Here is a 13,210-nt window from a genome sequence, read left to right as displayed (position 1 = left end):
TGCCCCCTCCCGGACCGGCGAGGGGGCGAGGGATCAGAAGGAGTAGGACAGGTTGGCGCTGACGAAGTCGCGGTCGGTCAGACCGTTCAGCTCGCCACCTCCCCAGTAGCTCACCCACTGGACGCCGCCCTTCCAGCGCGAGCGGTAGTTGAACAGCAGCGAGGTGGTGAGTGACTTGCGCCCCTCCACCAGGGCGGCGTTGGGCGCCGTGCCGCTGAACTCGTGGGAGAAGTCCAGTTGCGGAGTGAGGGTGATGCCGGTGCCGAAGGCGTCCTGGTAGTTCAGGGCGAACTCGGCGATGTAGGCCCAGGCGCCCCGGTCCGGCAGCGAGAAGTTGTTGAGCAGGTAGGGCACGCTGCCGTCGGTCTTCAGGTCGGGGTAGCGCACGCCCACCACTTCGGCGATGAACACCGCGTCATCCGCCCCCAGTTGCTCGGGGATGAAGCCCAGCGGGTCGCTGGCGGAGAAACCGTAGGTGGCGTTGGCGTCGAACTGCCATTTCTTTTCCTTCACGTAGCCGGGGTGGCGACCGACGTCGAACACGCTGTCGGCGTCGAACGCGCCCCCCAGCAGCGAGCCGAAGGACAGGGTAGGGTCAACGGCCACACTGTCTTCCGGGCGGTAGGACAGCTCCGCCCCCACGGCCACCGGACCGAACATGGTGTTCATGGACACGCCATAGAGGTCACGGTCTTCGCCATAGCTGATGAAGTAGCTGGTGACCTGGCCGCTGCGATTGCCGGTGTAGCCGACGAAGGGGGTCTTGTCGTGGTAGCGCTGGTAGAACAGGCCGAACTCGGTCTCGATCTCGTCCACCATCCAGCGCAGGGCCAGGCCGTACTGACCGCCGTTGGAGGGGCGGTCAGTACCGCCGTAGGGAATCGCCAGGCCCAGGCCGATGAGGGTCTGGACGTCCAGCCCGCTGATCTCCGGCGCACCGCAGCGCCCGGTGGGGGTGAGCACGGCACAGGTACCGGCACCCAGTTGACCCTCCACCACTGAAGTGGAGAGGAAGATCGGCCGGTGCCCCTCGCCGACGATGTCGGCGTTGGAGAAGTAGGTGCCGGAGGCGTCCAGGTCGTAGGCGTTCCACTTGAACTGGTAGTAGCTCTCCAGGCTCAGCGAGTCGGTCAGGCCGATGCTGAAGGAGGCCATCGGCGCGGGGATGAACACCTCCTTGAGCTGGGTACCGGGGGTGTGGAACTTGGGCAGGCTCATGGCGTTGATCTGGTTGATGCCGCCGGAGAAGAAGATCTCCTCGCCCCAGCTGATCACCTGGTTGCCGAGCTTCACCTTGGCCGGCCGATCCGCCAGGTCGAAGCTCTTGGCCACCCACAGGTCGAGCAGGTCGATGCGCTCGCTGGAAGCCCGCTTGGCGTCGTCGTCCAGCGCCACGGTGCGGACGTTGTCCATCTTGAAGTCCTTCATCCAGCTCACCCGGCCCAGGGCGCTCCAGCCGTCGCCGAACTTCAGGCTCAGTTCGTGGATGCCCTTGAGCACTTGGGAGTAGACGTCGTGCTTGTGGTAGTTGAGGTTGCCGTCATCAGCGTTGGTGTAGTTGTTGTCGGCGTTGGCGTAGCCGGTGCCCTGGGCCAGGTTGTAGTAGCGCGACAGCTCGTTGTTCAGGCCGGGGTTGCAGCCGCCGCTGTCGTTGCCCAGCACCTGGCAGTCCGGCGAGGAGAGCCGCTGGGAAAAGCCATAGCTGAGGGTGGAATCGAAGCTGCCCCACACGCCCTGTCCTTCGGTGCCGAAGGTGTAGGCCTGGGCCGGCAGGCTGCCGACCCCGCCTGCCAGGAAGATGGCCAGCGCCAGGCGGCCGCGGGTGAGCACGGTGCGTACGTCCGTTGTGGTCATGATCGTGCCTCCGGGATCAGCGCTCGCCGCGCCGACGCAGTTCGCTGGGGTTGAAGGTGCTGTCGGTGATGCCGCCGTTGTCGCCGGCCTTGAGGTCGATCAGTTCGCTTTCCTGCATGTAGTCGTCCACCAGGTAGCGCTTGGCGACCAGGTCGTAGAGCTCGAAGCCGGCGTTGATGCAGGTGTTCAGCTCGGGCGAGGCCACCAGGCTGTGGTCCTGCACACGCCACAGGTTGCCCTTGGCGTCGTAGCTGTCGACGTGCTGGAGGGACCAGCTGTCTTCATCGAAATAGAACACGCGCTTGGCGTAGGTGTGGCGCTTGCCGGGTTTCACCGTGGCCTCCACCACCCACAGGCGGTGCAGTTCGTAGCGCTTCACGCCGGGCTTGAGGGAGTCGGGACCGAGCAGTTCGGCGTAGGTGTGGGTCTTGGCGGCAAAGTCGTAGGTGTTGTACGGGGTGATGAACTCGCGCTTGCCCAGCAGCTTGAAGTCATAGCGATCCGGGGCGCCGCTGTACATGTGGATCTGGTCGACCATGTAGAGGCCATCGGAGCCAGACACCGGGTTGTCGTAGGCGAAGGACGGCGCACGACGCACGCGGCGCTGGCCCGGGAAATAGATCCAGGCATCCTGCGGGCGGTCCATGTAGGCGTGGATGAGGTACAGCTCGCCGGCACGGGCCGAGGGAGTGATCACTTCATAGAGGCTCTTGCTCTCGATGCCATAGGCATCGGAGCCCGGCTCCAGGGCCGGGTCGCTGTGGGGGTAGAACTCGTAGTTCCACTGCTTGGCCTCGAAGATGTTGCCGTTCTGGCCGGGCAGCATCAGCGAACTCTGGTAGCGCCGCCCTTTGCCCATGTAGCGCATCTTGTAGTTCCACATCACCTCGATGCCGCTCTTGGGCTCGGGGAAGGGAATGGCCGCGCCGGCCGCGTTCTCCAGGCTCCAGCCGTCAGCGGCGATGCGGGCCTGGCCGGCGAAACGGGCGGTACGCTCCAGCACCTCCTGCGGGTAGCCGCAACTGCGGTGGCTGGGGTAGACGTTGATGAAGTAGCCGGGCAACTGCTTGAGCAGCGCGGCCTGGCCGGCGGGCAACTGGGCGGCGTACTGGGCGACGTTGCCGGCGTTGACGATGAACAGCGGCTTCTCGCCGGCCAGCGGATCGGGGTCACGCAGCTGCCAGCCCTGGGGCATCTGGGCAAGGCGCCCTTCCCAGGCGGGAACGGTGCCCGCGGCGTTGCCTTCGCGCTGGGCGCCGAAGGGTGTCAGTTCGGCGTATGACGCCTGGGCCAGGCCCAGCAGGGCAAGGCAACCCAGGACTCGGAATGACGTCTTTCTTGAAGTGCGCACAGTCCTCTCCTTTCTGCTTCTTGTAGGGCTCGCCGGCCCATGCTCGGGTGTGCCCGGCGGCGTTGGCGTCCGCAGAATTGCACCCGGCCTTCCCCCCTGGCTTGCCAGGAGGCGTCAGAGTTCTTGGCATTCGATGCCAAGTGCAGCGCGGGCAAAAAAACACCGGCCGTAGCCGGTGAAAAAGCAACACACGGATGACAACCCGCTCGTCAGGCCGGGGGCAGCACGCCCAACCACCGGCCGATCATTCGGTCCACCACGCGCCGTGGCAGCAAGCGGGACAATGCATCCCTGTCGCCGGCTCAGTTCTTCAGGTCATTGAGGATGTAGTGGGCAATCGCCGAGAGAGTCTCGTCGCCCAGGTAGGCCTGCGGTGGCATCTCGGGAAAGTCGCTGCGCTTGCGCTCGGGGTGGGCGATGAACTTCACCAACCCTTGAGGGTTGTCCTTGTACAGCGCCTGGATCGACTGCATGGAAGGTCCGTGCAGCACGCTGCTGTAGGCATGGCAACCGGTGCACACGGCGAGGTAAGTGAACCGCCCTTTCTGCTCGGCGGTCAGCGGTTCGCTGGGAATGGGTTTTTCCGGGCGCACGCTGGTGAGGCTGGCGAAGGTCAGGCCGTCGGTGCAGCGGCTCCAGCGCTTGGTGCCGAGGGACTCGACCCCATCCTGCTGGGCGGTGCAGCTGTCCTTTTCCTTGCCGGTGGCGATGATCTCGAAGCCGACCCGCCCGCTTGGGGCGATGAACTGGCCGATCACACCGGAGGGCTGCTCCCCATTGCGCTTCCAGGTGTTCTTCAACACCTGGATGCGATCCGGGTAGGGGTCCACCTTGGGATCGTCAGGTAGGCCGAAGGTGAGGGTGTCTACCACCATCAGCCCGACGCTGTGGTGGTTCTCGATGAGGTTGCCTTCGACGCTGACCTCGTCGGCACCGACGATGAGGATGCCCGACCCCTCGGGCACGCCGGCAGCGATGGAGCTGGCTGGGGCGAAGTTCTTCAGGTTGTTGTCGACGATGCGGTTGTTCTTGATGACCATGTCGCGGCTGTCCTTGACCGGCAGCCCGGGAATCAGCGAGAGCACGATGCCACTGGAGTTGCCGGTGACGTCGTTGTCGGCCATCAGCGCCTTGCGGGTGTTCTCCAGTTCCAGGCCGATGACGTTGCCGTGGGCCTTGTTGCCGATCACGTCGATGTTGTCGCTCATGCCGACGTAGATGCCGGCATCCTCGGCACCGGTGATCTCGTTGCCCTTGACCAGGCCGTTCTTACCGAACTGCGGAAAGATGCCGTAGAAGGCACCCTCGACGTAGTTGTCGAGGATCTGAAAGTTGTTGGCGCCCTGGGTCATGATCGCGTTGCCCTTGAAGCGCTTGACGTGCAGACCCTGGATCACGGCGCCGTGGCCGGCTGCCAGCACGCCATCGTTGAGGCGGTTCTCACCGTCGAGCACCGGGCGCTCGCCGTTGCGCACCACCCCTTTGAGGGTGATGTTCTGCTTGTCGATGAACACGGTTTCCACATAGCGACCGGGCTCCACCAGCACGGTATCGCCGGGCTGCGCCTTGCGCACGGCATCCTGGATGCTTTGGCCGGGCTCGACCCGCAGTTCGGCGGCCTGGGTGGTGGCTTGCCAGGTGGTCAGGCTGAGGGCGATCGCCCCGAGGGTGAACAGCTTCTTCATGGGGGGAGTCCTCTTAGTCGGCTTCTTTGCCAGTGAAGGGATCGGCGCCGCCATGCCCGAAGGAGGCAGAGGAGCGCCGGGCGAGCAGGTACGGATGGGCTTCGAGGAAACGACTGCGCTGTTGGGCCACCTGCTCGGCCATGGCCTCGTCCTTCACCCGCCGGGCCAGGCCGGCCATGGCGCGCATCTCGTCGGCGTAGGCCTGGGGTTCGGCACTGTTGACCGGGGCAGCGATGGCTGCCTTGATCACCTCGCGGGCCTCTGGGTACTGGCGTTCGCTGATCAGCACTTCGGCGAGCCAGCGGCGCATCACCATGTCCTGGGGGTTAACAGCGACGCCCTGCCTGAGCAGTTCGATGGCACGCACCGGGTCACCGCCGGCGAACTCGGGCAGCAGGAAGGTCATGCGCCCCAGCAGCATCAGCGGCAGGCCGCCAAGGGTCTCGGGCTTTTCGGCGACCACCGCCTCAAGCTCGGGCAGCGCTCGGGCGGCGGCGGTCGCCGCCTCGATGGGGTTGCTCTCCTTCACCGTCGAGGCCATCCAGAAGGTGGCGCGCAAAGTGCGGAACTCCAGGGTCTTGCCGGCCAGCGGCTCCAGTTGATCGACCAGGGCCTGCCCTTGGCTGCGCGCTTGCTTCCAGCGCAGGCGCAATTCGGCGCTGGTTTCCGGCCCGGCATAGAGGCCTTCGTACTCACTGGCGAGCAGGTCGAGGTAGTCGATCTGGGTAACCAGTGCGCCGAACGCCAGTTCGACATTGGAGGGCTGCCCCTGGGCCAGCTGGAAACCATAGAGGGCGGCGCAGCCCAGCTCGCTTCGGCTCCACTTATGACTGGCAAGGCCTTGGTAGGCCTGCAGCAAGGCATCGGCCGAGGCCGGTTCGGCGCAGACCAGTTTCGGCTGGGCCTCCTTCTCATAGCGGGCGATGACTTCTGGTCGGGACAGCTCGGCCGCCACGGACACGCCGCGCTCGGATTCGGCCTGGGCCCAGGTCGAGGCAACGGCCAGCGCCAGGCTCAACAGCAACTTGGAATGGTTCATGGGGACTCCGCGTCGAGGGTGGTGGAGGGCTTGAGGCCCGAGGGAACGGCATCCGGGGTGCGCGGCAGCAGCAGCTCGTCTTCGAGGCTGTCGAGGAAGGCGACGATGTCGGCCTCGTCCTGGGCGCTGAGCTGCGGGCCACGGGTCATGTGGATGTGCCAATGCAGCTTGAGCGGAACGCCAGCCGGGGCCGCATGGCCACGGGTGTCGTTGTAGAAGTGCACGGCATCGGTGAGGGTCTGCGCCTGGCCGGCGTGGAAGTACGGTGCGGTGCGGGTGATGTTGCGCAGGGTCGGCACCTTGAATGCGCCCAGCAGGGCCGGGTCGCTGGAGCCCTTGCCGGCACCGGCGTCGAAACCCTGCCCGGCGGCATTGGGCAGGCCGATCACCGCCAGCTCGCTGTCGGTGAACAAAGGCGGGATGTGGCACTGGGTGCAGCGCCCGACGAAGCCGCGGAAGCTGTTGTAACCGCGGACTTCCTGGGCCGTGAGGGCGCTGCTGTCACCGTGTACGTAGCGGTCGTACCGACTGTTGAAGCTCACCAGGGTGGACTGGAAGGCAGCCAGTGCGCGGGTGGCGGTGTCCACGCTGGGGGCCTGGCCGAAAGCCTGCTGGAACAGCGGCGGGTAGCCGGGCGCGGCGTTCAGCGAACGCACCAGCTGCTCGGGGGTATTGGCCATCTCCTCGGGGGAGAACAGCGGGCGTTGGGCCTGGGCCGGCAGGCTCTTCTCGCTGCCGTCCCACATCCACCGCTTGAGGAAGGCGACGTTCCACAGGCTGGGGGTGGCACGGGGCAGAGGCGTGCGACTGCCGTCCGCGCGCCGCACGCCAAGGGCCTGGGCACGACCATCGGCCAGGCCTTTGGCCGGCTGGTGGCAGGAGGCGCAGGCGAGGTCGCCGCGTCCGGACAGCAACGGATCGAAGAACAGGTAGCGGCCCAGGTCGATCTGCTCGGGGGTGTAGCGCGCTGGCTCCGCCGGCAGGCTGGCACGCAGGCCGCCATGGGCTTCGGGGGAGTCGTAGAAGTCGTACAGGGTGCGCAGTTGGCAGGTGCCGTCGGCGAGCTTCTCGAAGCTCGGCGGACACGCCTCGCTGAGGCGCACGGGTGCCTGCGCCCAGGCCAGTGGGGCGAGCAGCAGCAGGATGGGCAACCAGATCCGGCAGGCGCGCATGTTCAGCGCCCCTGCTGGCCGATGTACTGGACAAGGGTGTCGAGTGTGGCCTCGCTGGGGATGGCGATGGCCATGGCACGCATCTGAGCGCCATGGGCGTCATCCGGGTGGGTGCCGCGCAGGCCCTGGCGGAACTTCACCAGTTGCGCCTTCAAGTAGCCGCTGTGCTGGCCGGCCAGGCGCGGGGCTCCCAGGCTGTCGAAGCCTTCGGCACTGGCGCCGTGGCAACTGGAGCAGGAGGAGTAGAGTCCACGGGCGGCGAACCCCTGGGGGGCCGGCGGCCGGGGCGCCATGACGGTGGGCTGGGCGGCGAGGTAGTCGGCCAGGGCGGTGATATCACCGTCGCTCAAGCCCTTGGCCATGCCAGCCATGAGCTGGCCTTCGGTGTCGCCAGGCGCAGCACCCCGCACGCCGTCGCGGAAGTGCCGCAGTTGCAAGGCCAGGTAGGGCGCGGACAACCCGGCCAGGGCCGGCGCCTTGAGTGTTTCGCTGCCGCTGGCATCGGCCTGATGACAGGCCTGGCAGCGCTGCTGGAACAAGGCCTGCCCCGATGCCTGGACAACCAGCGGCGCCATCGTCCCCAGGAGCATGGCGCTCCACAGTGCGAACCCTTTCACCTCGTACCTCCTGCCTCGCGGATCAAACGAGGTCAGAGGCTACCGAGGAGGCTCCCGCGCTGGCTTGGCAGGAGGCGACAGAGAGTTTGACAGGCCACGCCAAACGCCAGGTCAGGCGCTGCGGGCCCTCTGGCGGTACTGCTGGGGGGTGAGCTGGGTCCAGCGGCGGAACGCACGGCTGAAGGAGCTGGCTTCGGAATAACCGAGCATCAGTGCCACTTCCGTGAGGTTGTGCCCGGAATGGCTGACGTATTCCAGAGCCAGGGCACGCCGCACGTCCTCCACCAGGACGCTGAACTCGATCTGCTGTTCACCCAGACGCCGCTGCAGGGTCCGGGCGCTCATGCCTTCGCTGCGGGCCACCTGCTCCAGGCTGACGTCGCCATGGGGCAGACGGGCGGCAATCACCTGGCTGAGGTGGCCGACCAGGTCGGACTCGGCCAGGCGTGCCTGGCGCTGTTCCTCCATGCCGGCCACCAGGGCTGCGTGCAGGCGGGCGTCGGCGGTGATCAAGGGGCGGTAGAGAAGGTCCAGACCGTAGTAGAGGCGGTTACTGCCGGCAGAGAACGCCACCGGGCAGCGGAAGGTGTCCTGGTGGACCGTGGTACGCGGCGGAGCGGCGTGTTCGAACTCCACACGCAGCGGGTACAACTCGCTGTCGGTGATCTCGCGGAGGCTGGTGGCGATCAGCGAGATGGACAGCTCGGCATCCTGACGGCGCTGGGTGATGGTCGGGTCGGTGAGCTGGTAGTCGATCACCACATGTTCGGCAGTGAAGTGCACATCCAGCCGTGTGGCCTGACTGTGAACGACGATGTAGCGGCTCATGCAAGCCAGTGCAGTGGGCAGGTCAGGGGCGCTGCGCACGACATGGCCATAGGCCCCGAGAACGTGCCGGGTGGGCTCGGAGCCGATCAACAGGCCGATGTCGGGATCGACCTTGCCTCCCAGCAACTCCCACAGGGCGACGAAACACGACAGCGGCACCGCACAATCGGCGCGGCTCAGCACGGAGTCGTCCAGACCGGCCTCGCGCAGAAAGGGCGCAAAGAACTTCAGCCGCTGCTGGAACAAGGATTCGGTGTAGATGGTGTGGACACGACGGGGCTTGGACATAAAGGGACTAATCCGATCCAGTCATTTTTCTTGTTGTAGGAAAGGTCTGGCGCGAGGCAGGCCGCGACGGCGTTTCAGCCTACGTCCAAAGCGAAACAATTTGCAAAGAATATTCGACACAGAACGCGGCGAAGCACTGAGGGTCCCCGCAACGTGTCACCAGGCTTGGCGGGTAGCAGCAACCTGGCAGGCACCTGACGCCCTGGCGGTCTCCGCCAGGGCGTCAGGTGCCTCTGCGTTACGGGCCGCCTCAGCGTGCCGACAGCGCCAGCACGTGGCCGATGCGCGGGTCGGCGCGGCCGGCGAGCACGGCGCGGTAGACCTGCTCCACCGCTTCGGCGCCGGAGCCTTCCTGCACCTGCAACCAGTGCCCGGCGAAGGTGAGGAACTGCGTCCAGCAATCCGCCAGGCGCGCCTGGAAGCCGGGGCCGCCCCATTCCTTGAGGCGCTTCTCGGCCTGGCTGGGGGCGAAGAACAGCGTCGGCCGGGGGCCGGGCAGGTCACGGGGCAGGCCGCCGCGCTGGTCCCAGTGTGCCGCGCCCACCAGGCAGCTGTAGCGCAGCTGCTCGCCCAGCAGGCGGTGCAGGTGGCCGAGCAGTTCGCCGTTGCCGGCGAAATCCACGGTCAGGGTCGGGGCCTCGGCGCCCAGCTCGGCCACCTCGTCATAGCCGATCACCCGGTCGTAGCAGCCCAGGCCCTCGACGAAGGCGCGGTTGCCAGCGGAGGTCAGTCCCACCACTTCGTAGCCGCCCCGGGCTTCGCGCTGGCGGTGCAGCAGTTCGGCCAGGCCGATGGCGGTCTTGCTGGAGGCGCTGGTGAGCACCACGCGGCGGGCGCCGAACAGCTGGTTGTCGGCGAGGAAGTCGTCCAGCAGGAAGGAGGTGGTGAACAGCGGGCGCAGCAGCATCTGCAGCGCTTCGCTGCCGGTGGCGTAGAGCGGGTCGCGGGCGCAGCGCAGGTACTGGTTGTAGATCACCGGCAGCGGCCGGCGGTGCTCGGCGCCGTCGAGGAAGCCGCCCTCGCGCACCTGGGCCGGCTCCACCACCAGGTGGCTGGACATGGGGAAGTAGCCGTAGACGCGCTCGCCCACGGCGATGCCGTCGCAGGCGCTGGCCTCCACCTCGGCGAAGCCCCACACCGGGACCTTGCCCCAGCCCTCGGGGGCGGGGAAGAAGCGCCAGTAGTGCAGGCTCTCGCCCATTGCGGCGTAGGTGACGTTGTTGGCGGTGAAGGCGAAGTGGTCGAGGCGCAGGCGCACCTGCCCCGGCGCCAGGGCTTCGGCCAGCGGGCTGGCCTGGCACTGGCAGCGGGTGAGGTCGTGGCGGTCGACGAGGAAGTCGAGTTGCTCGGCCATGGTCAGTGCTCGAGGCGGAAGGTGAGGCCGGCGTGGGCGGTGAGTCGCTGGATCAGCGCCTCGCCCATGGCCGGGGCGGTGGTCCAGATGCCGCCGGGGGTCTGGGTGGCGTCGCGCAGCAGGCACAGGGCGCTCTCGGTGATCATCCGCGAGGTGGAGCCGTAGCCGGGGTCGCGCTGGCCGGTGACGCCGGCGCGCAGGGTGCGTCCGTCCGCCGTTTCGCCGACGAACAGCAGGTCGTAGTGGCCGCTCTCGCGCTCCTCGCGGGTCGGGCCTTCGCCGGGTTTGGGTGCGCTGTCGCTGGCCAGGGAGCGGTCCGCCGCCACGGCTTCGGCGATGGCCTTGCCCTTGTCGCCGGGGCCGGTGAGGAGCATTTCGTCGTAGACGAAGTCGGCGCCGTAGGCGTGCCCGAGGAGGAAGTTGGAGCGGTGCACGTTGCGGGTGTTGATGGCCGCCATGATGAAGGGCGCGGCCCAGCTGCCGAGGGCTTCGTCGTAGGCGGGGCGGTCCCCGGCCGGTTGTGCCGGGCCGTTGAAGCCGGGGGCCAGGGCGAAGGGGTTGACCAGCAGCTGCAGCACCGAGGGGTCGGCCTTGGCGGCGGCCAGGGTGGACTTGAGGCTGGCGGCGGTGCCGCCGGAGAAGGTGCCCTTGAGCTGGCGCACGCGGCCCTTGATGCGTTGCAGCGGGACGCCGAAGCGCGCCTTGGCCGCCCGCTGGAGGAAGAACACGCCGAGGTCGAAGGGGATGGAGTCGAACCCGCAGGAGAACACGATGCGCGCCCCGCTCTGCTGCGCGGCGGCGCTGTGGGCGTCGATCATGCGGCGCATCCAGGCCGGCTCGCCGCAGAGGTCGACGTAGTCCACCCCGGCCTCGGCGCAGGCCGCCACCAGGGGCTCGCCGTAGAGCTGGTAGGGGCCGACGGTGGTGAGCACGGCGCGGGTGCGCGCCACCAGGGCGCGCAGGCTGGCGGCGTCAGTGGTGTCGGCTACCACCAGGGGGGTGTCGGCCGGGGCGCCGATCTCGTCCCGCACCGCCGCCAGCTTGGCCAGGTCACGCCCGGCCATGGCCCAGCGCAGGGCGCTGTCGTTGCCATAGGCCTGCACGAGGTATTCGGCCACCAGCCGGCCGGTGTAGCCGGAGGCGCCGAAGACAATCAGGTCGAACTCAGCCGTCTTTTTCATCGCGGTGTCCTTGCACGGGGGAAACCCCAGACGCTAGGCGCGGCCCCGGGTGCCGTCAATTTCAAGGAACGCGGGGAATCACGGGGCATAAGCGCGGGCGAGCACGACGGGTATTGCGGGATACATATGGATTTCCATATATTCGCCCTCCCATATATCCGGACCCTGCCGCCATGATCGCCCCACCCGACCTGTTCAAGTGCCTGGCCGACCCGACAAGGGCCCGCGCGACGCTGCTCATCGCCCAGGAGGGCGAGCTGTGCGTGTGCGAGCTGGTGTGCGCGCTGGGGGACAGCCAGCCGAAGATCAGCCGCCACCTGGCGCAACTGCGCGCCGCCGGGCTGCTGCTGGATCGCCGCCAGGGCCAGTGGGTGTACTACCGGCTGAACCCGGCCCTGCCCGCCTGGGTGGGCGAGCTGCTGCAGGTGGCGCTGCGCGGCGCGGCCGAGTGGCTGGCGGCGGACGCGGTGCGGCTGCACGGCATGGAAGGGCGTCCGGGGCAGGCCGCCGCCTGCTGCCCGGCGTGCTGAGGAGGTGGCCATGCTGATTGCCTTGGCGGTCTTTCTCTTCACCCTGCTGCTGGTCATCTGGCAGCCGCGCGGGCTGGGCGTGGGCTGGAGCGCGAGCCTGGGGGCGCTGATCGCCCTGGCGGTGGGCGCGGTGTCGCTGCAGGACATTCCCACCGTGTGGGCCATCGTCTGGAACGCCACGGCCACCTTCATCGCGGTGATCGTCATCAGCCTGCTGCTGGACGAGGCCGGCTTCTTCGAGTGGGCGGCGCTGCACGTGGCGCGCTGGGCCAAGGGCAGCGGGGCGCGGCTGTTCGCCTACTGCATCCTGCTGGGGGCGGCGGTGTCGGCGCTGTTCGCCAACGACGGCGCGGCGCTGATCCTCACGCCCATCGTCATGTCGATGCTGCTGGCGCTGCGCTTCTCCCCGGCCACCACCCTGGCCTTCGTGATGGCGGCGGGCTTCATCGCCGACACCGCGAGCCTGCCGCTGGTGGTGTCGAACCTGGTCAACATCGTCTCGGCCGACTACTTCGGCCTGGGCTTCGCCGAGTACGCCTCGGTGATGGTGCCGGTGAACCTGGCCAGCGTGGCGGCGACCCTGGCGGTGCTGTACCTGTTCTTCCGCCGCGACATCCCCGCGCGCTACCCGGTGGAGGCGCTGAAGGCCCCCGAGGCGGCCATCCGCGACCGCGCCACCTTCGTCACCGGCGGCTGGATGCTGCTGGTGCTGCTGGTCGGGCTGTTCGCCCTGGAACCGCTCGGCGTGCCCATCAGCGCGGTGGCGGCGGCCTGTGCGGTGCTGCTGTTCATCGTCGCCGCCCGGGGCCATGTGATCGCCACGCGCAAGGTGCTGCGCGAGGCGCCCTGGCAGGTGGTGGTGTTCTCCCTGGGCATGTACCTGGTGGTCTACGGGCTGAAGAACGCCGGCCTCACCGACGGCCTCACCGCCCTGCTCGACCGCTTCGCCGAACACGGCGTGTGGGGCGCGGCGCTGGGCACCGGGCTGCTCTCGGCGGGCTTGTCGTCGGTGATGAACAACATGCCCAGCGTGCTGGTGGGGGCGCTGTCGATCCAGGCCAGCGCCAGCGAGGGCGTGGTGCGCGAGGCGATGATCTACGCCAACGTCATCGGCTGCGACCTGGGACCGAAGATCACCCCCATCGGCAGCCTCGCCACCCTGCTCTGGCTCCACGTGCTGGCGCGCAAGGGCGTGCGCATCACCTGGGGCTACTACTTCCGCGTGGGCATCCTGCTGACCCTGCCGGTGCTGCTCATCACCCTCTCCGCCCTGGCCCTGCGCCTGGGGCTCTGACCTTGCGAGAACCCACC

General features: G+C 67.8%; 11 protein-coding genes. 2 read left to right on the top strand and 9 right to left on the bottom strand.

The window, feature by feature from the left end:
• Window positions 1-33 precede the first annotated feature (33 nt).
• The 9 genes from FBY21_RS23870 to FBY21_RS23830 form a co-directional block, all read right to left on the bottom strand.
• Window positions 34-1,854, bottom strand: coding sequence for a DUF1302 domain-containing protein (locus FBY21_RS23870; RefSeq protein WP_142014178.1), 1,821 nt, complete (start codon window positions 1,852-1,854; stop codon window positions 34-36).
• A 16-nt stretch (window positions 1,855-1,870) separates the two neighbouring features.
• Window positions 1,871-3,205, bottom strand: a complete 1,335-nt coding sequence (locus FBY21_RS23865; RefSeq protein WP_253543779.1) for a DUF1329 domain-containing protein — start codon at window positions 3,203-3,205, stop codon at window positions 1,871-1,873.
• A gap of 302 nt (window positions 3,206-3,507) precedes the next feature.
• A complete protein-coding gene (locus tag FBY21_RS23860; RefSeq protein WP_142014175.1) occupies window positions 3,508-4,890 on the bottom strand; it encodes a parallel beta-helix domain-containing protein in 1,383 nt (460 codons plus the stop codon).
• A 13-nt stretch (window positions 4,891-4,903) separates the two neighbouring features.
• The gene (locus FBY21_RS23855) at window positions 4,904-5,929 is read right to left on the bottom strand and encodes a tetratricopeptide repeat protein (protein ID WP_142014172.1); all 1,026 of its coding nucleotides are present in this window, start codon (window positions 5,927-5,929) and stop codon (window positions 4,904-4,906) included.
• A complete protein-coding gene (locus FBY21_RS23850) occupies window positions 5,926-7,101 on the bottom strand; it encodes a cytochrome-c peroxidase (RefSeq protein WP_142014170.1) in 1,176 nt (391 codons plus the stop codon). The genes FBY21_RS23855 and FBY21_RS23850 overlap by 4 nt, the downstream gene beginning before the upstream one ends.
• A gap of 2 nt (window positions 7,102-7,103) precedes the next feature.
• Entirely contained in the window at window positions 7,104-7,718 is a 615-nt protein-coding gene (locus FBY21_RS23845; RefSeq protein ID WP_142014167.1) for a c-type cytochrome, read from the bottom strand.
• 111 nt (window positions 7,719-7,829) lie between these two features.
• Window positions 7,830-8,834, bottom strand: a complete 1,005-nt coding sequence (locus FBY21_RS23840; protein ID WP_142014164.1) for an AraC family transcriptional regulator — start codon at window positions 8,832-8,834, stop codon at window positions 7,830-7,832.
• A gap of 250 nt (window positions 8,835-9,084) precedes the next feature.
• Complete coding sequence (locus FBY21_RS23835; RefSeq protein WP_142014161.1) at window positions 9,085-10,188, bottom strand: DUF2855 family protein; 1,104 nt, start codon at window positions 10,186-10,188, stop codon at window positions 9,085-9,087.
• 2 nt (window positions 10,189-10,190) lie between these two features.
• A complete protein-coding gene (locus FBY21_RS23830) occupies window positions 10,191-11,369 on the bottom strand; it encodes a saccharopine dehydrogenase family protein (RefSeq protein ID WP_142014158.1) in 1,179 nt (392 codons plus the stop codon).
• Between the two features lie 173 nt (window positions 11,370-11,542).
• Between FBY21_RS23830 and FBY21_RS23825 the strand changes: the two genes are divergently transcribed.
• A complete protein-coding gene (locus FBY21_RS23825) occupies window positions 11,543-11,899 on the top strand; it encodes a metalloregulator ArsR/SmtB family transcription factor (RefSeq protein WP_074970427.1) in 357 nt (118 codons plus the stop codon).
• A gap of 10 nt (window positions 11,900-11,909) precedes the next feature.
• A complete protein-coding gene (locus FBY21_RS23820) occupies window positions 11,910-13,193 on the top strand; it encodes an arsenic transporter (RefSeq protein WP_044413624.1) in 1,284 nt (427 codons plus the stop codon).
• Window positions 13,194-13,210 lie beyond the last annotated feature (17 nt).

Origin of the sequence: Pseudomonas sp. SLBN-26, assembly GCF_006715895.1 — a bacterium.
GTDB classification, from domain to species: domain Bacteria; phylum Pseudomonadota; class Gammaproteobacteria; order Pseudomonadales; family Pseudomonadaceae; genus Metapseudomonas; species Metapseudomonas otitidis.
The sequence above is the reverse complement of the archived record's forward strand: the minus strand, read 5'-3'. Positions and strand labels throughout refer to the sequence as shown.

Excerpts from the sequence above, each read along its gene's own strand:
- FBY21_RS23830 (WP_142014158.1), bottom strand. The coding sequence starts at position 11,369 with ATGAAAAAGACGGCTGAGTTCGACCTGATTGTCTTCGGCGCCTCCGGC.
- FBY21_RS23855 (WP_142014172.1), bottom strand. The coding sequence starts at position 5,929 with ATGAACCATTCCAAGTTGCTGTTGAGCCTGGCGCTGGCCGTTGCCTCG.
- FBY21_RS23825 (WP_074970427.1), top strand. The coding sequence starts at position 11,543 with ATGATCGCCCCACCCGACCTGTTCAAGTGCCTGGCCGACCCGACAAGG.
- FBY21_RS23840 (WP_142014164.1), bottom strand. The coding sequence starts at position 8,834 with ATGTCCAAGCCCCGTCGTGTCCACACCATCTACACCGAATCCTTGTTC.
- FBY21_RS23820 (WP_044413624.1), top strand. The coding sequence starts at position 11,910 with ATGCTGATTGCCTTGGCGGTCTTTCTCTTCACCCTGCTGCTGGTCATC.
- FBY21_RS23835 (WP_142014161.1), bottom strand. The coding sequence starts at position 10,188 with ATGGCCGAGCAACTCGACTTCCTCGTCGACCGCCACGACCTCACCCGC.
- FBY21_RS23860 (WP_142014175.1), bottom strand. The coding sequence starts at position 4,890 with ATGAAGAAGCTGTTCACCCTCGGGGCGATCGCCCTCAGCCTGACCACC.
- FBY21_RS23850 (WP_142014170.1), bottom strand. The coding sequence starts at position 7,101 with ATGCGCGCCTGCCGGATCTGGTTGCCCATCCTGCTGCTGCTCGCCCCA.
- FBY21_RS23870 (WP_142014178.1), bottom strand. The coding sequence starts at position 1,854 with ATGACCACAACGGACGTACGCACCGTGCTCACCCGCGGCCGCCTGGCG.